Origin of the sequence: Photobacterium aquae (genome assembly GCF_001029445.1) — a bacterium.
In the GTDB taxonomy this organism is placed as follows: Bacteria; Pseudomonadota; Gammaproteobacteria; order Enterobacterales; family Vibrionaceae; genus Photobacterium; species Photobacterium aquae.
The window spans coordinates 51,296-69,233 of the sequence record NZ_LDOT01000006.1; the positions used below are offsets into that span (position 1 = coordinate 51,296).

Below are 17,938 nucleotides of genomic sequence, written 5' to 3' on the forward strand. Positions count from 1 at the left end.
CGTTAGGTATAAACTATTATAGTTAAGCATTGTTACGTGTTGCATATACTGTGCGGTTTTATCTAGATAAACTTACATAGTTGATCACGATTTAGCGGGAAAAAAAAGAAAACCAGTATGACGGTGGCCATACTGGCTGTATCTAGAGTGTTACTGGTCAACTAACCAGCCGCGTTCAACGGCAAGATCAATTTGGCTGCAGGCGTAATCCCAAAGTGCCGGTGTGACATTTTTTAGGTATTCATTGCGCTTGAGCACTTGTGTACGAGAGACGTGATGCTGAACCCAGCTACCACCGTTATTCGCCATGTTCTGTAGGAGTGGCAAAATGCGATCCATACCTTTTGCGAAACGGGCATCAGCAGTTTGAGCTTGCTCGAACTCGATCCATAGCGCTTTCATTTCATTAAACTGTGCTTCAGGTAATAGGCCGAATAAGCGGTTAGCCGCGATGAGTTCTTTTTCTTCTTGCCCATCAAGATCGCTCTGCGCTGCAAACGCGAAGGTATCGCCTGCATCAATCTCAACAATATCGTGAATAAGCAGCATCGATACTGCCCGGTTGATATCCACTGTTTCTGCTACATACTCTTTGAGTACTTGTGCCATTAGAGCGATATGCCAGCTATGTTCGGCACTGTTTTCCTGTCGGTTATTGTCAGGCTTTACCATTGTCTTTCGGTAGACGGTTTTGAGTTTGTCTAATTCATGGATAAAAGCCAACTGTTGTTCAAGTTTGTTCATTATATCCTCGGTGTGTAAGCGGTGATTTTGTTATTTCTCGGCAGGTGGAGTAGGCCAGAAATAGGGTTGCCTGTATTAGACAAGGCTTAAGGAATGAGTGTAAACGGCAATTGCACGATGGCACAATATCTAGCTTGTTTTATTCTGTTAATGAAATTATTTACTCAAGTCTGGCTGTTTCTTATCACCGCTGTTGAGATAAGTTAATTCCGCGGAAGCATGCGATGGGTGAAAGCATTTTATGAAACATTTTATTTACATTGAATGTATGTTTTTGAGGGGGATGAGGTAAATATTCATAAATTAAACGTTGTTTTATTGTTTTGTAATGAATGATGATTTTGTCTTGTGAGTATTTGGTGTTTAATGATTTACTACTTAAAAGTATAAATAATGAACGGCTAATGTTTAAGATCACAAAAATAAATAAATTATGCCAATATATACCATGATAAATTTATTCAGTTTGATGAATAAATTCCGGCGCGTCAAAAAAATGGCGCGACAAATAGTGTATAAGTAGGTTGAATTATGTTCAGAAAAGCATGTGTAAAAACGGCTTTCTCTTAAAATATGGGAGTAATATCAACTTTATAGGCTTCTTGTTTGCATTTTTATGCATGTTTCATGGTTGCTTCTATCGCTCTTGCTCAGTTGCGTCGGCTTTAGTTTTTGGCTAAATTCGCGTGGTTTTAAATGCGTCATTAATCTCATTAAACCTTACGAAAGTTCGCAAGGCTAATAGTTAAATGGCTGCTTTGTGTATAGAGTCCGGTTTAATCTAAATTTTCCAAAAATTAAATTGTGACTAAGCACGTTTAATATTTATAAGCTCCTCATGGCATTGGTTAAATAAAGGGCATAAAAATGAAAAAAACACTATTAGCAGTGGCACTTGTTGCATCTTTGGGTTCAGGCTGTTCAATGCTGAATAAATCAGACACAGTTAATTACGATGCGCTGCGTAAAGACGGTGCTGAGCTGATGACTAAAGCAAATGCGGAAGGCTACCAGCCATCGAATGTTAAGCAGCTTGAAGTTGTTCGCTTTACTGTAAATACAGCGTTCCTTGCAGCGAAGCCTACTTATGAGCGTTACATTGACGAGCTAAAGAGCACTCCTGTACTAGGCAACTATTTTGCAGCAACAGAAGCAGTTGAAACTGAAGAAGAAAAGCGTGCAATTTATGACGCTCTACCAGCAGATCAGAAGAAAGTTGTCGATAATTTCATGAAGTCATCTATGTCTGAAGAGATGATGTCTGGCCTAGGCGAAGCTGCTAAAGTTGCCCTTGAAAACTCATCACACTTCCTAGCGCTAGATTCTACAGATATGCTGTCAGGTATTGATTTCACTCAGTTGCTAACTGAGAAAGAAAACGTTTCTTTCACTATCGATCAAATCTCATACCTGAACGCAACTGTTATTAGTGCATACAACAACTACAAGACAGTATCTGCGTTCAGCCGTGCAGGATAATTTTAAAAAAAGCCAGCTAGCCTGGCTTTTTTAATATTCTTATTTTTTGTGAGAGTGTTGTGGTGAAAAAATATCTAAGCCTAGCGGTGATGATTGCCGCTATCTCAGGCTGTCAATCGACAAGCCTAAAAATCAACTCTGAGGCTGATGTAGACGTCAACTCAAAAATCCATAGAGTCAACAAAGAAGCACTCTATGAGAGCCAGAATATCCAATTGCCAAGTAACTATGATGTAAAGGCATTTAGCAAAATGTCCATTGCAGCATACGTAGATCATATCCGATTCGAAAATGACGCGGAAAAGACGACGATTGATACCGGTATCATCGCAAAGCTTTTGGAAAATGAACTAGCTCGTACCAAGCGTTATGAAGTACTTACTCGTAACTGTGATGCTTGTGATTACGAGGTTGCATATCAAGCTGAAAATACGCAGGAAGAAGGTGCGATTCAGCGTGGTAACCAACTGAACCCGGATTTTGTTTTTGAAACATCCGTTGCCCTAGGCAGCGTAATCAAAAAGAAAAGCGATCACAACGAAATCATTTTCCGTAGTTTGGTGACGACAAAAGTTGTTGATCCTCAAACGGGTCGTATCATCCACTCATTTGAACCCATTCGCCACAATATGCCGGCAAAGCGTTTCTTTATGGTTGAGGGGACATTCCTAGGCGGTTTTGATTACCGTAAGCAAAATGAATTGCAGGAAGCCTATAAAGAAGCTGCGCAAAAGGCAATTCAGGTCTTGGTAAACCGTACCATTGACTACTACCCAGTGGGTGGTCGCGTGACGAACTTCCGTAATGGTCGTTTTGCGATTGATGCAGGTATCAACCAGGGCTTTGCGACCAAGCAGCCTGTTGTTTTGTTCCTAAGCGATGATGGACTGGATATTCCAATTGCCTCTGGTGAAGTAACGCCAAAAGCAGAAAGCGGTTCTGGTGTTTTGTTTACGTGGAAAGAAGATGATCTTGACGCTCAAGACGTCCAGAAAAATCTGGAAGCCATGGGTAAAGAGTACCTAAAACGTCATAAGATCTACGCCGTATCAGTCGGTACACCTGAAGACTGGGCTCTTTAATGATGAAAAAGCTGCTACGTAATATTCTTAAGACGGCCGCTGTTGTTATCGCCTCATCAACCATGAGTGTGCCGGTAATCGCAGAGCCCATGGATGATGTTTTTACTTTGTTTGATATGGGGGGCGGCACCATCTCAGGCCGCAGCGCTGCGACAGGTTATTACGTAGTGGCTATGGGATTATCCGATCGCTCAAATGAAACGAAGGGGTTGGAAGAAGCGCGTATTGATGCGTTGAGGAAGCTCAACGAAATGATCAATGGCGTTACAATGAGCGGCAGCTCCTCGGCATCTATGGAATATATCACGGTGTCGGCGGAGGAAGATCGCGAGTTCTCCAAAGAATCATTTGTCGATGTTGTTAACACCCGCTTCAGTGGTTCACTGTCAGCAGTTAAAGAGCTGAAGTCTGGTAAGTATGACGGCAGTTATTTTGTTGCGATGCTGATTACTGAATCTGACGTTAACAAAATCAGCAAGCTCAGAGCATCTTCGAGTCATTCTGGTGTGGCGGGTAATACGATTATTATCGCCAATGGTAGTGATGGCGCTTCGATCGCACAGGCAGAGCTAAAATCTGAATTTGTCGAGGCTAAAGGGCTTGCCGATATGAAGCATGGCGAGGCAGAAGCTCGCAAGCTAGCTCTGACAAATGCGCTGCATAATGCTATTCAGCAAGTGCAGGGCGTTATGCTGCAAGGAAAATCCGGCAAATTTAACGATGCAATTGCATTGGCAATTTCTACTAAAAGCGAAGGCTATGTGAGTGGATATGAATTGTTGGATGAAGATATTGCTCGTGGCCAATACTACGTCATTATCGAAGCTGAAGTTAATTCAGGAAAACTGCTTAATGACGTCAGTTTTTATACGAAAATTTTTGGCCAGCCGGTTTTTGATGTTCATTCAGAAAATAGCTTTAAGACAGACTGGCTAGTCGATGAGTTGGAAAGACTGGGTTTTTCTATCAATGATGGAAAAACGAAATCGACACATAGTTTTTACCTCAACCAAAAACAGAAATCGGTAGAAAATCACAAAGGTGTCCACGGAATCGAAACCGCGGTAAGTGTGGAGTTAAAAGATAACCAGACTGGTGAAATTCTTTTCACGGTTACCAATGACCCGTTAAAGAGTCGGATTTATGTAGATCCTATCAGCCGCTCAAAACAAGTTTCGGAGCATGTGGCCTATAAGCAATTGAAAAATGCAATGGGTGTGGAAATTATCCAATCACTGGCCCGCCATGCGGAAAAGGGAATGCTTTATCAAATTGTGCTGAAGAACGCCAAGCGTACGGACGTAGAGCTATTTAAGCATGTGCTAAATAATGGAAGCGGTGGTCAAGTCGAAGGGTGGAACTGGAATAAAAACGGAAAGGTGATGATTCTGGATTTCCGTTATTCGGGGCCATTGAGCGAGGCTTTCGACCAGAGTTTGAATGAAATTTACCGTACGTTTAAACAAGAAGGTAAGGGCCGTCGACCGCATGCTGAAACGATTAATAATCGTACTGCTGAATTCAAAATAATTACTAGCTAGAAATAATAGGTTCAATGGAATCGCGATGAAATACAGCTTATTTATTGTTGTATTCGCCTCTCTAAATGCTTGGGCTCAACCGGACTGGGTTGAACAAGTTAAGCCTGATTCCAGTGCCTATGTGGGCATTGGAATCGGTGATACATTGGCAAATGCAAAGTTAGATGCGAAGAATCAGATCGCATCTTCTATCAGCTCTACGCACTCATTTGAAATTAGCCAGACCGTCGAGACAATAGGGGATGAAGGAACGCAACGTTCTTCGTCCCATACTCATACAAACGCCGATCATATTCTTTTGCCGGAGATTTCATGGCCGCAAATAGCATCCGAAGACGGTATCTATTATGTCATGGGGAAAGTCTCCAAAACGGAGTTGGTGAACTTGTATGAAAGGACACTGGCTATATCGAGCAGCGAGTTCAGCGGTCAAACAGGGCCGGGGGCGTTAAGTTTTAAAGATTACTTACGCTTGTTTGAAGCGCGTGATGAGCTCGCTTTGTCGGCAAAGCGTGCCGCTATTATTTCTGATAGTTCTGCGGCCGGTAAACACTATCACGCTCAGTTTGTTGAATTGCTTACAAAGCTTAATGGGTATCAGTCTTCATCTTGCCTGAAGGTTAATTACAAAGGGCATTCGTACGAAGGCAAGATATTCAAGCCTATGGTTGAGTCAGCGTTATCTACGGCAGGTGTCAATGTGAAGAATGATGCGGCCTGTGAAACGCTTGATATTAATGCGAGTTCGGAGTCGAGTCGTTCGGGCACCCAGAGGGTGGATGCGATTACCCTGTATTTTGAATTGGGTTCGCCAGTCGTTAGGTCCAAAACGGTCGCTCTTGAAGGCAAGAGCAGCGGTTCGAAAAAAGCGGCACTCATTAACGCAACGGATGTCTTCAACCGCCATTTCGATCGTTCAAATTCTCTGATGAATTTTTTGCTAGACCCAGCAACAAGCGATGTTGTTATCCAATAGCAGTTAGGTAAAGGTCAGTTAGCATGTCTTTAAGAAAAAGAATTGCCACAGCGATGTGTGTAATGATGAGTCCGATGCTTATGGCACAAACGCCAGCGGATGTATATCAAAATACACTCTCTAACAATGATACCGGTGTATATACGGTAGATGAACATGTCTATTTTGTTGTAAAGCAAGAGTGTCTCTCAAAGAAAAAATATGCAGGAACCGCTGAATCCAAAGCCGCGGAGCAAGAGTTCTATAAAATGCTTGCCCGAGAAATGGTAGATAGGAGTGTTTCTTTTTCTGATCGTATTGCTGATATTACTCAGCCGTTGCGAAGTGACATTAAGCTGGATGTTTCAACACAATTGAATGCTCAAACTGTGCTAAAGCATCAGCTGCTATTTGACCGTAATACCGCCGCAAACAACTGTATCCAAGAATACGTTGTGGTTGTTGATAGCAAACAATTTCAACCCAACGGTGTGACGATTCCGCGTGCAGAAGTCGAGAGCAGCGCCGTCAAATTGCTATCGGCTGCCGTACAATCCCAAGATTACTCACGAGTAAGAGCGTACTTGCAAAGCCTTGGGCTAGAAGAGCTCGCCAATATTTACCAACACATTGAAAATAGTACAGCGGTTCCAGTCAACCTGGCTGTTACCGATGAGCGTCCTGACTGCCAGCAAGCACGTTGCGGGCTAGCGGAGAAGGCCTTCTCAGATTACGACATCCACCATGTTGTGGCGACGATCTTGGGTGCAGAAGGGGTTTTCCGTATTGAAAACAAACACCCGAGCTATGCCTTGGCTGATATTTTGTTCAAGCGGGCAGAGAGCAATTTTTCTCAAGGTAGGAATGCACAGGGGATCATCGACGATCTGACCCTTTCAGTAAATTTGGCGCCCCAAAAAGCACAAAGCTGGAAAATGCTGGCCGATATATCACGGGCATTAGGGCAGAAAGAGTTAGCTCAGGCATCCTCGAAACAATACATCATGCAATCCCCTGATTCCCCTGAATCTTGGGTCTACCTCTATTTATCCCAAATTGAAACCGATCCTAAGGCTGCAAGTCAGTTAAGGCATTGGCTGCAATTAATCAATAAGAAGAATTCCTTTTCGCCTTGGTCGAAAAAGCAAATAAGTGGTGAGTAATATGAAGAAAATTTTAACCCCATTAGCGCTAGCAATTGGTTTAGCCATCCTACCAGCTGCGAATGCTGCAGACTTTATCGCCAAAGAGGCGGATCCGGCGCTTGAAGCTGTTGCTGAGTTGACAGAGCAGCCGTACCAGCAGCAGGAAATCACCGAAGAAGTTTATGTCTCTGCTGAAGATCAACTGCGGGACTTGATGAAAACTCGTGGTTGGGGCCAAGGCTGGGATGCAAATAAGAAGCGCATTTTTGTCGTTCATAGCGAGTCATTTGATAATGAAGACCCTACGTATGACGACTCCTTTATTGCCAAACGTTCAATGTTCAGTACGTTGGCGGTAATGGGCGCGAAAGCAAAAGTCGTTGAATTCATGCGTACCCAGATGACCGCGGCAGATCAGCTAAGTGCTCCTGGTACCAATGTTTATGCAGAATTGAACGAGCAGTTCCTTAAGATTCAAAAGAAAATCGCGAGCTCGGAAAAGGCGCTTGCCAAGCTACTTGCAGAAGTTGATGCAGCAGAAGCGGAGAAGCTGAAAGGCGTAACTTTAGAAGATCGTACCAAGGCATTTATGGATGCGTTGATTAAGCGTCTGGATACGGCTTACTCATCAGGCGATATCGAAGAGAAAAAACGAAAAGCCTACCAGAAAGCCAAGACTCGCTATGAAGAAGCCATGGCCGAGCATGAGGACATTGTCGCAAAAGCAGAGGCAATCAAAGGCAGTGTTGCTTTGGAAGCGACAAGCGCTGTTGAGACTCTGGCTAAAGCTCCACTAATGGGCACATCCATTCTTGCTCAGGCGGAATCTTGGAACGCAGAGGAAGAGCGTTATGAAGTCGCTGTTCTTACCGTTTGGAGTCCAAAGCTGGAAGAGGGCGCTAAAGCCATTCTGACAGGCGAAGAGCAGGATACTAAGCCTAAGAAAGCGTTGTCTGTACAAGAGTGGCTAGATACGCAAGATGCAGCGACCTTGGTTGGCCCTCGTAGTTACGTGGATAACAAGGGTGACCGTTGGTTTATCGGTGCCTATGCAATGCCAGTTAGCGGTTCTTCAAGCAAGATTCGTAAAAACAAGGGTATTGCAGACCTGATGGCCAAGAAAGAGGCTGTGATGGCGCTGTACTCTGACATGGAAACGCAAAAGCAAGCAGAGATTGCCCTGCAGACTCGCTCTGGTGAGCTAGGCGGCAAAGACCACACTGAAGTGGCAACCAGCTTTGCTGAGACAACTCGTCAAGCGGTAGAAAACCGTCAAGTGAATGGTATGTCTCAGCTGATGAGCAAAACGGTAACGCACCCAATTTCTAACGAGAAAATTTATGTGATCGCTTACGGCGTTTCAGGACAGAGTGCAGCAGAAGCTCTGAAATTGAGCTACTCAACATATCAATCGGCAACGAAAGCAAACCTGAGTAACAGTGTGAAGCAGGTTGTCGCAGATAAGTTGGAGCAGTCTCTTGAAGCATCGAAAAAAGCGGATGTAGAAGCCAGCGTTGGCACTGACAGTGGTGTTATGCCGACAAAAGCGGCTAATACGGTTTCACACAAGAAAGTGGCTACAAGCAGTAATACCTTACTCAATGCCCCAACCATCGATGAAGATGACTTCTAATTCTTAAGAATTGTGAGTCTGACTTTTCGAATATTTAATAAAAACAGGAATCAATAATGAAAAAAGTAGTGATGTTTTCAGTAGCTGCGGCATTGATGGGTTGTCAATCTACTCCTGAGCAACCAGCACCGCAAGTCGTTAACCCTGTGGTACACGAGTGCTACTTCTTTGGTGCACCAGAGAAACCTGCTCCAAACTGGATTTGTAGTGGTGAGGTTAACCGTGATGGGTATGCTCGTTCAGCCGTAGGCTTTAGCGGCAACTCTGCTGGTGGTTTGGCTCACCAGAAAAACTTAGCGATTCAGCAAGGTCAAAAAGAGCTAGCGGATCAAGTTAAGAGTGAAATCATCGTTTCGATGAAGAACAAAACGGGCACATTAGGTGTTAATGGCCAGGCTGGTGCGACCCAAGCGACATCTGCAGAGCTTGATTCTGTGTCAAATGTTGTTTTGGAAGGTGTTGAGACTATTCGCACAATGCGCGGCCCAGATGGTTATTTCTATGTTCACCTAGCGCTACCAAAGCAGGCATTGCAGCAAAATGTTGAGCGCGTTGTGGATGAATATCAGGACAAGCATCCTGAAGAGAAACAAGGTATGACTCCTGAGGAAAACCTAAAGCTTGCTGACGATATTGCTAAAGCACTAGCGCATCAGTAAGGGGGAAAACTGTGGCTAAATTAAAAACAACATTATATATCGGTGGCTTGTGCTTAATGTCGAGTTTGGCCACAGTAAATGCCTCTGATGGCCCAAGCGAATTTGAGAAGAAGAAACTTTCCACCTTGTCTTCTTTTTCTCAAACCAAAGAGCAACACTATGATGCGTTTGAGCAATCAAAGCAGGCATACTTGAATGCGTTCAATCAGGCAAAGCAGGCTTTAGCAAAAAAATGGGATAACCCTGCGTTAACCAATCAGACCCAGTGGGTGCAGTACAGCAGTGACGATACAGTTAAGCGTACTGTGGATTTCGAAACCGGTGCTATCGTTATCGAAATCCTTGATGAGGATATGCCACCGAAAAAGGTGGAGAGTATTGTTCGTGAGCAGATTAAAGAGCTTACAGAACAAACAACGCAGCAGGCCTATGCAAAGGACAAAGTGCTAGCGAGTAACAATGTGCAGCCCCCTGAGTCATTGGCGAAGACCAAGGTAATGTCCGGGCTTAATGTTGAAACTGTGTTGGGGTCGCAGAAAAAAGAGTCATTTACCCAAAAAAATGGTTCTCATGTGACTCGAGTGAGCATGGCGGTTTCTCAGGATACGGTCAACTCACGTGCACAAGCGTATATTCCCTATGTACGCCAAATGGCAACGAAATGGGATATTGAGCCGGCTTTGATTTTGGCGATTATGCATACTGAAAGCCATTTCAACCCAATGGCCCAATCGCATATCCCAGCGTATGGCTTGATGCAGGTCGTGCCAACTTCTGCGGGTAAAGATGTCACCAAACGGTATTTAGGCAAAGAGAAGCTTTTGCCGCCGGAGGTGCTCTTTAACCCTGAATTCAATATTGATATTGGTACAAGTTATCTCAATATTCTGGACAAACACTATTTGAAGAAAGTCAGTAATGACGAGGTGAGAACTTACCTTGTTATTGCCTCCTATAACGGTGGAGTCGGGGCTGTTGCGAAACATTTTTCAGGTAAGCCTTCATTGTCGTCGCTGCCGGTGGCAGTGAATGAGCTAACGGCCACCAAGGTTTTTAGTTCGATAACGGAGGATTTTCCTTACAAGGAAACTCGCAACTACCTCAAGAAAGTTCAGGATAAGCGCCGCTACTACAGCCAATTGCTAAATACGCAGTCCATTTAATCCCCATAAAAAAGCCCTGAAATATCAGGGCTTTTTTCTATAGTGTCTAATCAATTAATCAACTAATCTCGATCGGTCCACCGAAGGCCGTGACCGGTGGGACTTCGCCCGTGAACTTTTCAAAGTTAACCAAGCAGGTGTTAGCGCTGGTGGCCTGAGCAAGTTCTGATGACGGAATATCCTGTGTCAGAGTATTCGGATCGCCGTAGGTATCGATAGCCCCAATTTTTTCGTTAAGCGGGCCATACCATGCCCCTTCTTCAATGCGAATCACGCCGCGAGGGTAGCTGTCTGTTAAGACTGCACCGGCAAGCAGTTGGCCGCGATCGTTGAATACGCGCACCAGATCGCCATCTTTGATCCCCTTGGCTGCAGCATCCTCTGGATTGAGGTATACCGGTTCGCGGTCCTGTACCGTGTAGGTTGCCCGGAAGGCATCAGATTCGCACATCTGTGAGTGAAGGCGTTTGTCCGGGTGGCATGATTGCATCCAGAACGGGTGCTTACTGGAGCCCGGGCCACCGTGTGAACGTTCACTCTTCTCAAACCACATCGGATGTCCTTGGCAATGGTCGTAGCCGTAGCGCGCTATTTTCCGGCTGGTAATTTCGATGAAGCCGGATGGGGTGCCAAGGGCATTGATTTCAGGATCCTGACGGAAGTCGGCATGGCGCACCCAAGGTTTTCCTGTACCAAAGTCCAGTACGCCCTGTTCCCAGAATTCATCGAATTCAGGCATTTCAAATTTGCCTTTGTTGGCTTCCCGGCAATCTGCATACAGCGAGCGAACCCACTCCATCTCATCCATGCCTCGGGTGTACTCTTTGTGACGCCCGAACCGACGGGTGAGTTCCGTGAAGATTTCGAAATCAGTCTTTGATTGATAGAGAGGATCAACCAATTTGTGCATCGCCAGCAGACCACGGCCGCTATACGAACCGTAAACGTCAATGTCGTTACGTTCGAATTGGGTACAGGCCGGCAGAACAATATCCGAGAATCGGCAGGTTGCTGTCCATGCAAAATCAATGGTTACGACGGTTTGAAGTTTTTGGAATGCTTGCTTCATCCGGTTTCGATCTTGGTGGTGGTGCCACGGGTTATTACCGCTGATCACCATCATTTTGTAATCGGGCAGGATAACCTTGCTGCCGTTGTAGCGGATCTCTTTGCCGGGCTCCAAGAGGCAATCAACCCAGCGGGCGACCGGAATGGTACGGCTGTAACCATTGAAATCGTTGTTGTCCCATTTCGGCTTGTGGCCTTCGTCGACGTTGCGGGGGAACCCGCCCGGTGCGGCAAAGCCCGTTGATGGAACGCCAATACCACTGTAGTGGTGACCATAAGAGATACCGCCACCCGGTAGGCCTATCTGGCCGACCATCGCCGCAATCACGGCACCCATCCAATATGGCTGTTCGCCATGCTCCTGACGCTGAATACACCAGCCAAAAAGGATTTGGGTGCGATCCGAGACCAGCATCCGAGCAAATTCACGGATCTGATCGGCATTGACGCCACAAATTTCAGCCGCCCATTCCGGTGTTTTCTCGATGCGGTCTTTGGTTTTACCCTGTACGTAGTCAATAAACTCCTCAAAGCCTAGGCAGTACATTTTAATGAAGTCTTTGTCGTAGAGATCTTCGTTGTACAGGGTATGGGCAACGCCAAGCATGAATGCGACGTCGGTCTGCGGGTTAATGTAGAGATGCTCATTGCCAAGATAGCGTTGGGTTTTGTTCTTGACCGGATCGACCGACAGAACCTTGATTTCCCCTTTGGCTACCTTGTTCTTTAGCTGCTCAAGATAAGGATAAGACTCATGGGTTTCACAGTTCCAGCCGACTTGCAGGTTTTTGACCGGATCGGTTGCCCACAAGACAACGTTTTTGCTGTGGTTGAGAATTTCTGACCAAGAGGTTCCCTGGGCATAAACTTCCGTTGAGCCTAATACGTAAGGCATGATTGTCTGGCCTGCGCCAGTTGAGTAATCACCTACCTTGGTAATGTAGTTGCCGTGCATACCTACCGCACGCTGCATATGACTGGTACAGCTGTGGAACTGGCCAGTTTGACGCCAGCCGGTTTGTCCTGCATGCAGGGCCCATGGGCCATAATCTTTTTGGATTCGTTCAAGTTCACGGTAGAAAAGATCAAGGGCCTCATCCCAGGTCACACGGACAAAGCGGTTATTGCCCCGTGTCTCTGCACTGTATTTGTGCTTCTTCAGCCAGTCCAAACGTACCATCGGGTAGCGCACCCGAGATGGGTTGTAGATCACCCCTTTGATGCCATTTAGCATCTCAGTTGGATACTGGTCAATTTCAAGAGCCTTAATTTCTTGAACTTTACCAGCATAAATATGAGCCCTGAATGCACCCCAGTGGGAGCCAGAGACTTTCCACGTTCCCGTTGTCTCAGCGGCAATGGCTTTGGATGAAGCAAGGAGGCTTGGGCCAATAACAGAGGCGGCGCTGGTTGCGGCAACGCCTTTTAGAAAACTTCTGCGAGAAATTGACATTGTTGAGTACTCCGTTACGGCTTAGTGTTTGCTGTCAGAAAAATCGGAAGAGTGCTTCTGAAGGTATTTCAGAACCAGAGCTTCGCTATCACGGTCAAAGTTCACGAAGGCAAGCATGCCGTTGAACATTCCCGGCCAGGTATTGGCGTCGAAGTGTGCTTCGGCAGGTTGGGTATGGCATACCGAACAGTTTGTGGTGTAGGCCGACTTTGCTTTTTCCCACACTGGGTTGATATCGTTGATAAGGGAGTCTTTAGGCAGCCATACCTTGGCTGTGACACGCTGCCAAGGCAGGCCGGTTAGATCATCGACTTGACGCTCGAAAGTCTCGACGATCTGATCATTCTGGGCTGATTCTTTGAGAAGCGATGCTACCGCTATGTTCATCCCAAACGCTTCTTGAATAACGCGCCCATAGCCTTTGTCCTTACGCCAACCGGCGATTTCGACTTCGACGGCATCCTTGGTCTGGTTGATGACTTTGACGGCAGAGGCAGGGTTCAACAGTCCAGCCTCAGTTGTCAGGTCTTTGTCTTCATATACCGGAAGGTAGCGAACGCTGTATACCGTTTCGTTATCGGTGAATTTGGTATTGTTGGCAAGCTGGACCAGCTCTGCAACTAAGCCACCGCTGCTGTCCATATTCTTAGGTAGATGGTGGGCAATCCCTTTGTGGCAATCCACGCAGCTTTGGTCTCGTTCCGCTGCATTTTTCATTTGAACTCGGGCTGTTGGAGACATCTTGCTAAAGTCCATGCCATCATAATCGTGGCAATTGCGGCATTCGAGAGATTTGTTGGCACTGAAACGATCCCATTCATGCTGGGCGAGGATGATTCGACGATCCTCAAATTTTTCCGGGGTGTCGATAAAGCCAGCAAAGTGAGCAAAGACCTCTTTGCTCGCTTGGATTTTACGAGAGATTTTCGCTGTCCATTCATGAGGGACATGACAGTCAGGGCAGGTTGCCCGTACACCTGAGCGGTTTTTGTCATGGATTGTACCAGCGTACTCCGGAGCCACATTTTCGGCATGGCAGCCGACACAGAACTCTTCGGTATTGGTCGCTTCAAGGGCGGTATTGAATCCACCCCAGAAAATGACGCCAGCAATAAAGCCGCCAAGCGTGAGTACACCCAGACTGATATGGACACTCGGGCGGGAAAATGTTCGCCATGCTTTTTTTAAGAAATTTTTCATTATTTATTCTCTTTATTGATTCCGCTACACGTCTTGTATTAAGCCCCGTGGCCCGGAGGACCAAAAAGGAAGACTTGCATCATCCAAACAATGAATCCGTAACCACCTACGGTAATGATGCTGAGAATAGGGAACAAAAAGACGGTGATAAAAAAGAACGCTCCCCATTCACGCTTCTTTTCATCTTTGGCTGTAGAACTTATTTCATTATTCATTAGGACTACCTGCTAAAAAATGTTAATTGAGTGAAGTGACAAAAGTGTTAATAACTATGCCTGGGGGATCTTAATTGAAGCTGTTGTTAATATTCAATTGATGAATAGTGGTTGAATGAGACGGGGTAATGTTTTTTTGATCTTCGACGTCGCTGTGAATGGCTTATCAATTGATGTTATTGATTGTGGCGATTTGTATAAAATAATTAACAGCCATTCATGGTGATCTAACTGTTAAAGTTGTTGATTTGTTGATCGCAATCTGTGCTTATTCATATTTCAGTTAGGTTGTATTCAGCTTTAGTACAGATATTGTCGATAAAGAGATATGACTATCTCGTTTGTAAATATTAACCATGTAAATGGTGTTTGGATGAGGATTGTTTATCGGTCGAAATCACACGCAGGATGAATGTTAAATCCTTGGTGGTTATCTGTTGCTCTAAAAGTGCCCCTCTCGTTATGGAGGAGGCACTTGAGTTACCGTGTTTGCTGATCAGCGGATGGTCTCGAAGGCGAGTGCTTTTTTTTCTATTTTGCGGAAAAGAATCGTCAGAAGGCCATTAACGGCTAAATAAAATAGACCTGCGGTAGCGAAGACCACCAAAGTATCGTATGTCTGGGCATTAATGCGTTGCGCATATCCCATAATATCCATAATGGTAATCGTACTGGCCAGTGATGTCCCTTTGAATACCAAAATTACCTCATTGGAATAGGCGGGAATCGATCTGCGAACCGCATAGGGTAGTAACACGCCCAGAGTATGGCGGGTGTTCATCCCCAGCGCTTTACATGCTTGCCATTGTCCTGAAGGGATGGTGTTAAATGCACCTTTGAAAAGCTGGGTGCTATAGGCTGCGGTATTGAGGGCCAGAGCAATCATGGCACAAAACCAAGGTTGGCTGAGCCAGTGCCATGCCATACTGTGTCGGATTAACTCAAATTGTCCGGGTCCATAGTAAATCAGGAATATTTGAACCAGTAGTGGCGTGCCCGTAAAAAGCGTAATAACGCAGCGACTGAGCCAGTGTATCCCCGGTATTTTAAGGATCAGAGACAGTGTCATTAGCAATGCGAGTACGCAGCCGACAACTAGCGATACAACGGTGAGTTCTAGGCTGGTGAGCAAGCCTGTGGCCAGTTGCCAAATATGTTGATCGTTCATGCGCCTGCTCCTTGAGTGTTGCTGTCGTGCAGGCTGTACTTGTTATCAAGCCGCTTAACAAAACGTTGGGTAATCAATGTAATAATTAAATAGATAGCAGCGGCACTCGCGTACCAAGTAAAGCTCTCATGGGTGGCTGCCGCTGTGAGCTGTGCCTGCTTGAGTAGATCGGTGACACCAATCAGTGAGACTAATGCTGTATCTTTTAATAGTACTAGCCATTGGTTGGTCAGGCCGGGTAAGGCATGACGTATCGCTTGGGGCAGTACGATGTTGAAAAAGGTCTGTGTCTTCGTAATACCCAAGGCACTGGCGGCCTCGCGCTGCCCATTGGGTACAGCCTTGAGGGCTCCACGAAGGGTTTGTGACGCATAAGCCGCAAAAATTAATGAAAGTGCGATAACACCTGACAGAAAAGGGCTTATTTCAATAAATTGGCCGGTAAGAAGAAAGAAAACTTGGCTGGATCCAAAGAAAATAAACAGGACAATGAGTAATTCCGGCAAGCCTCTGAGAACGGTAACCAATGCGGTTACAGGCCAGGCGACAGCCTTAAACCGTGATATTTCCCCACAGGCAAACAATGTGGCCAACAACAGCCCGACAACGACACTGACTAGGCTGAGCTGGATTGTCACCCAGCTCGCCTCCGCAAGTGTCAGAGCATAACCTGACAATGCCATAAATTATTCACCAAAGTATTTATCGAAAATTTGTTGGTACTGGCCATTGGCCTTCACAGTTTTTAGTGCAGCGTTCAGTTTTTCTAGCAGCGCATCGTTGTCTTTGTTGATGGCAATACCAAACCCGTTACCAAAGTATTTAGCGTTGGTGATTGGATCTCCGATATAGCTCAGTTGATCATTTTTCTTGAACCACTCCGCAACGACCGCCGTGTCACCGAAAACAGAATCGATACGGCCATTTTGCATATCGATAAATGCGTCTTGGTAGCTGGCATAAGGTACGGCCGTTACTCCAGTCATTTGTTCTGTCAGGTAGCTTTGGTGAGTCGAACCGTTTTGAACGCCGATACGTTTACCTTTCAATGCTGCTTGATCCGCAATTGAACCTTTGACAGCGACAAACGCGGCTGCATTGTCGTAGTAGGGGGCTGTGAAGTTGACGACTTTCTGCCGCTGCTCAGTGATATCAATACCGGAGATCGCGGCATCATAACGACGGAATTTCAGCGCTGGGATTAGGCTATCAAAAGGTTGATTGTGGAAACTGCATTTAGCCTTTATTTCATTACAAAGCGCATTGGCTAGATCAACATCAAAGCCTTGGATTTCGTTGTTTTCGTCAACATACTCGAAAGGTGCATAGGTGGCTTCCATGGCAAATTTAATTTCATCCTGAGCAGATGCATAGTTAGACACCAAGCCAATAAGCGTTGCTAGTACAATTTTTTTCATCGCGATACTCCGTGCGTCATTATTTGCTGCCCTATGTCATTGAAGGGCAATGTTGTTTCTAATGGGTTAGGTAATCAGCAAATTGCTGGGTTGCTGGTTTGCTGAATGCATCTCGAGTGCCATGTTCAATGACATGTCCATTTTCTAAGTAGAGAACATGACTGGCAATTTTCTTTGCGAATTCAACTTCGTGGGTGACCACAACTTGAGTGATCCCTGTTTTACTCAACTCTTTGATAATATTGACAACTTGATTTGTGATCTCGGGGTCGAGGGCCGCCGTTGGCTCATCGAACAACAAGACATCGGGTTTCATCATGAGTGCCCGTGCAATGGCAACCCGTTGTTGCTGCCCGCCAGAGAGTTGCAGCGGCCAAGCATCGGCTTTGTCCGATAGCTGTAAGGTAGCCAGAATTTTCATCGCATCGTCAGTCGCTGCTGATTTACTGATTCCGGCGACCTTCACCGGTGCTTCAATCAGGTTTTGCAAAACCGTCAGATGCGGCCATAAATGATATTGTTGAAATACCATGCCGACTTTTTTCCGCAGGTATAGGGCGTCTTTTTCACAAAGAGAGTCAGAAAAGTGGAACTGGTTATTGGCGATATGCAGTTCACCGCTACTGGCAGACTCAAGCAAGTTGAGTACTCGAAGTAGTGAGCTCTTGCCTGCGCCACTGGGCCCAAGCAGTACCAGAGTGTCTCCTTTGTCACAGCTGAAATTGACATCGTGCAGTACTTGCGTGTCACCGTAGAATTTATTGATGTTGTTTGCTTGAATACCCATGCTTAATTACTGCATTTATTGTCATTTTTCTTATAGTACATTTAGTGCTTTATTATGCAAGTTAATTGTATAAAAAATCTAAAGCATCTTGTTTTCAAAGATGTTGTCTATAGAAAAGCGTGGTTTGACCATGCAATTTATGGTTTTGCGCGGATTCGGTGAAAGATGTGAAAGTTTGCAGAGCAGAGCAGAGCAGAGCAGAGCAGAGCAGAGCAGAGCAGGATGGAG

The 17,938-nt window shown here is 45.5% G+C and carries 16 protein-coding genes; 8 read left to right on the forward strand and 8 right to left on the reverse strand.

Translation table 11 applies throughout. From position 1 onward, the window contains the following. Positions 1 to 150: 150 nt before the first annotated feature. A complete protein-coding gene (locus tag ABT56_RS05740; protein ID WP_047877916.1) occupies positions 151 to 744 on the reverse strand; it encodes an HD domain-containing protein in 594 nt (197 codons plus the stop codon). Between the two features lie 867 nt (positions 745 to 1,611). On the opposite strand from ABT56_RS05740, the gene ABT56_RS05745 reads away from it, so the two are divergent. The 8 genes from ABT56_RS05745 to ABT56_RS05780 all read left to right on the forward strand — a co-directional run bounded on the left by ABT56_RS05745 (position 1,612) and on the right by ABT56_RS05780 (position 10,401). Beyond that, entirely contained in the window at positions 1,612 to 2,223 is a 612-nt protein-coding gene (locus ABT56_RS05745) for a hypothetical protein (RefSeq protein WP_047877917.1), read from the forward strand. A 62-nt stretch (positions 2,224 to 2,285) separates the two neighbouring features. Further along, the gene (locus ABT56_RS05750) at positions 2,286 to 3,305 is read left to right on the forward strand and encodes a penicillin-binding protein activator LpoB (protein ID WP_240478257.1); all 1,020 of its coding nucleotides are present in this window, start codon (positions 2,286 to 2,288) and stop codon (positions 3,303 to 3,305) included. Next, the gene (locus ABT56_RS05755) at positions 3,305 to 4,846 is read left to right on the forward strand and encodes a hypothetical protein (protein ID WP_205626049.1); all 1,542 of its coding nucleotides are present in this window, start codon (positions 3,305 to 3,307) and stop codon (positions 4,844 to 4,846) included. Before ABT56_RS05750 ends, ABT56_RS05755 begins: the two co-directional genes overlap by 1 nt. 25 nt (positions 4,847 to 4,871) lie before the next feature. Continuing rightward, positions 4,872 to 5,822, forward strand: a complete 951-nt coding sequence (locus ABT56_RS05760) for an LPP20 family lipoprotein (RefSeq protein WP_047877918.1) — start codon at positions 4,872 to 4,874, stop codon at positions 5,820 to 5,822. 23 nt (positions 5,823 to 5,845) lie between these two features. Beyond that, positions 5,846 to 6,964, forward strand: coding sequence for a tetratricopeptide repeat protein (locus ABT56_RS05765; protein ID WP_157037783.1), 1,119 nt, complete (start codon positions 5,846 to 5,848; stop codon positions 6,962 to 6,964). 1 nt (position 6,965) lies between these two features. Continuing rightward, positions 6,966 to 8,579: a hypothetical protein gene (locus ABT56_RS05770; protein ID WP_047877920.1), complete on the forward strand. Its 1,614-nt coding sequence runs from the start codon at positions 6,966 to 6,968 to the stop codon at positions 8,577 to 8,579. A gap of 56 nt (positions 8,580 to 8,635) precedes the next feature. Further along, positions 8,636 to 9,238, forward strand: coding sequence for an LPP20 family lipoprotein (locus tag ABT56_RS05775; protein WP_047877921.1), 603 nt, complete (start codon positions 8,636 to 8,638; stop codon positions 9,236 to 9,238). 11 nt (positions 9,239 to 9,249) lie between these two features. After that, positions 9,250 to 10,401 carry a transglycosylase SLT domain-containing protein gene (locus tag ABT56_RS05780; protein ID WP_053062382.1) on the forward strand — a complete coding sequence of 384 codons (1,152 nt, stop codon included), beginning with the start codon at positions 9,250 to 9,252 and terminating at the stop codon, positions 10,399 to 10,401. Positions 10,402 to 10,459: 58 nt separating this feature from the next. Here ABT56_RS05780 and torA read toward each other — a convergent pair whose 3' ends face one another. The 7 genes from torA to artP all read right to left on the reverse strand — a co-directional run bounded on the left by torA (position 10,460) and on the right by artP (position 17,710). Continuing rightward, positions 10,460 to 12,922, reverse strand: coding sequence for a trimethylamine-N-oxide reductase TorA (gene torA, locus ABT56_RS05785; protein ID WP_047877922.1), 2,463 nt, complete (start codon positions 12,920 to 12,922; stop codon positions 10,460 to 10,462). A 21-nt stretch (positions 12,923 to 12,943) separates the two neighbouring features. Next, on the reverse strand, positions 12,944 to 14,122 hold the full coding sequence (gene torC, locus ABT56_RS05790) for a pentaheme c-type cytochrome TorC (RefSeq protein ID WP_047877923.1): 1,179 nt from the start codon (positions 14,120 to 14,122) through the stop codon (positions 12,944 to 12,946). A 38-nt stretch (positions 14,123 to 14,160) separates the two neighbouring features. Next, positions 14,161 to 14,337, reverse strand: coding sequence for a trimethylamine N-oxide reductase system protein TorE (torE, locus tag ABT56_RS23520; protein ID WP_084722167.1), 177 nt, complete (start codon positions 14,335 to 14,337; stop codon positions 14,161 to 14,163). 496 nt (positions 14,338 to 14,833) lie between these two features. Continuing rightward, entirely contained in the window at positions 14,834 to 15,505 is a 672-nt protein-coding gene (gene artM / locus ABT56_RS05795; RefSeq protein ID WP_047877924.1) for an arginine ABC transporter permease ArtM, read from the reverse strand. Beyond that, positions 15,502 to 16,188: an arginine ABC transporter permease ArtQ gene (gene artQ, locus ABT56_RS05800; protein ID WP_047877925.1), complete on the reverse strand. Its 687-nt coding sequence runs from the start codon at positions 16,186 to 16,188 to the stop codon at positions 15,502 to 15,504. The genes artM and artQ overlap by 4 nt, the downstream gene beginning before the upstream one ends. A 3-nt stretch (positions 16,189 to 16,191) precedes the next feature. Beyond that, positions 16,192 to 16,923: an arginine ABC transporter substrate-binding protein gene (locus ABT56_RS05805; RefSeq protein ID WP_047877926.1), complete on the reverse strand. Its 732-nt coding sequence runs from the start codon at positions 16,921 to 16,923 to the stop codon at positions 16,192 to 16,194. A 58-nt stretch (positions 16,924 to 16,981) separates the two neighbouring features. Further along, positions 16,982 to 17,710, reverse strand: coding sequence for an arginine ABC transporter ATP-binding protein ArtP (gene artP, locus ABT56_RS05810; protein ID WP_047877927.1), 729 nt, complete (start codon positions 17,708 to 17,710; stop codon positions 16,982 to 16,984). Positions 17,711 to 17,938 lie beyond the last annotated feature (228 nt).

Bases quoted from the DNA above. Each gene is read 5' to 3' on its own strand.
- torA (WP_047877922.1), bottom strand. From the start codon at position 12,922: ATGTCAATTTCTCGCAGAAGTTTTCTAAAAGGCGTTGCCGCAACCAGC.
- artM (WP_047877924.1), bottom strand. From the start codon at position 15,505: ATGAACGATCAACATATTTGGCAACTGGCCACAGGCTTGCTCACCAGC.
- artP (WP_047877927.1), bottom strand. From the start codon at position 17,710: ATGGGTATTCAAGCAAACAACATCAATAAATTCTACGGTGACACGCAA.
- ABT56_RS05805 (WP_047877926.1), bottom strand. From the start codon at position 16,923: ATGAAAAAAATTGTACTAGCAACGCTTATTGGCTTGGTGTCTAACTAT.
- ABT56_RS05765 (WP_157037783.1), top strand. From the start codon at position 5,846: ATGTCTTTAAGAAAAAGAATTGCCACAGCGATGTGTGTAATGATGAGT.
- ABT56_RS05775 (WP_047877921.1), top strand. From the start codon at position 8,636: ATGAAAAAAGTAGTGATGTTTTCAGTAGCTGCGGCATTGATGGGTTGT.
- ABT56_RS05745 (WP_047877917.1), top strand. From the start codon at position 1,612: ATGAAAAAAACACTATTAGCAGTGGCACTTGTTGCATCTTTGGGTTCA.
- torC (WP_047877923.1), bottom strand. From the start codon at position 14,122: ATGAAAAATTTCTTAAAAAAAGCATGGCGAACATTTTCCCGCCCGAGT.
- torE (WP_084722167.1), bottom strand. From the start codon at position 14,337: ATGAATAATGAAATAAGTTCTACAGCCAAAGATGAAAAGAAGCGTGAA.
- artQ (WP_047877925.1), bottom strand. From the start codon at position 16,188: ATGGCATTGTCAGGTTATGCTCTGACACTTGCGGAGGCGAGCTGGGTG.
- ABT56_RS05755 (WP_205626049.1), top strand. From the start codon at position 3,305: ATGATGAAAAAGCTGCTACGTAATATTCTTAAGACGGCCGCTGTTGTT.
- ABT56_RS05770 (WP_047877920.1), top strand. From the start codon at position 6,966: ATGAAGAAAATTTTAACCCCATTAGCGCTAGCAATTGGTTTAGCCATC.
- ABT56_RS05740 (WP_047877916.1), bottom strand. From the start codon at position 744: ATGAACAAACTTGAACAACAGTTGGCTTTTATCCATGAATTAGACAAA.
- ABT56_RS05760 (WP_047877918.1), top strand. From the start codon at position 4,872: ATGAAATACAGCTTATTTATTGTTGTATTCGCCTCTCTAAATGCTTGG.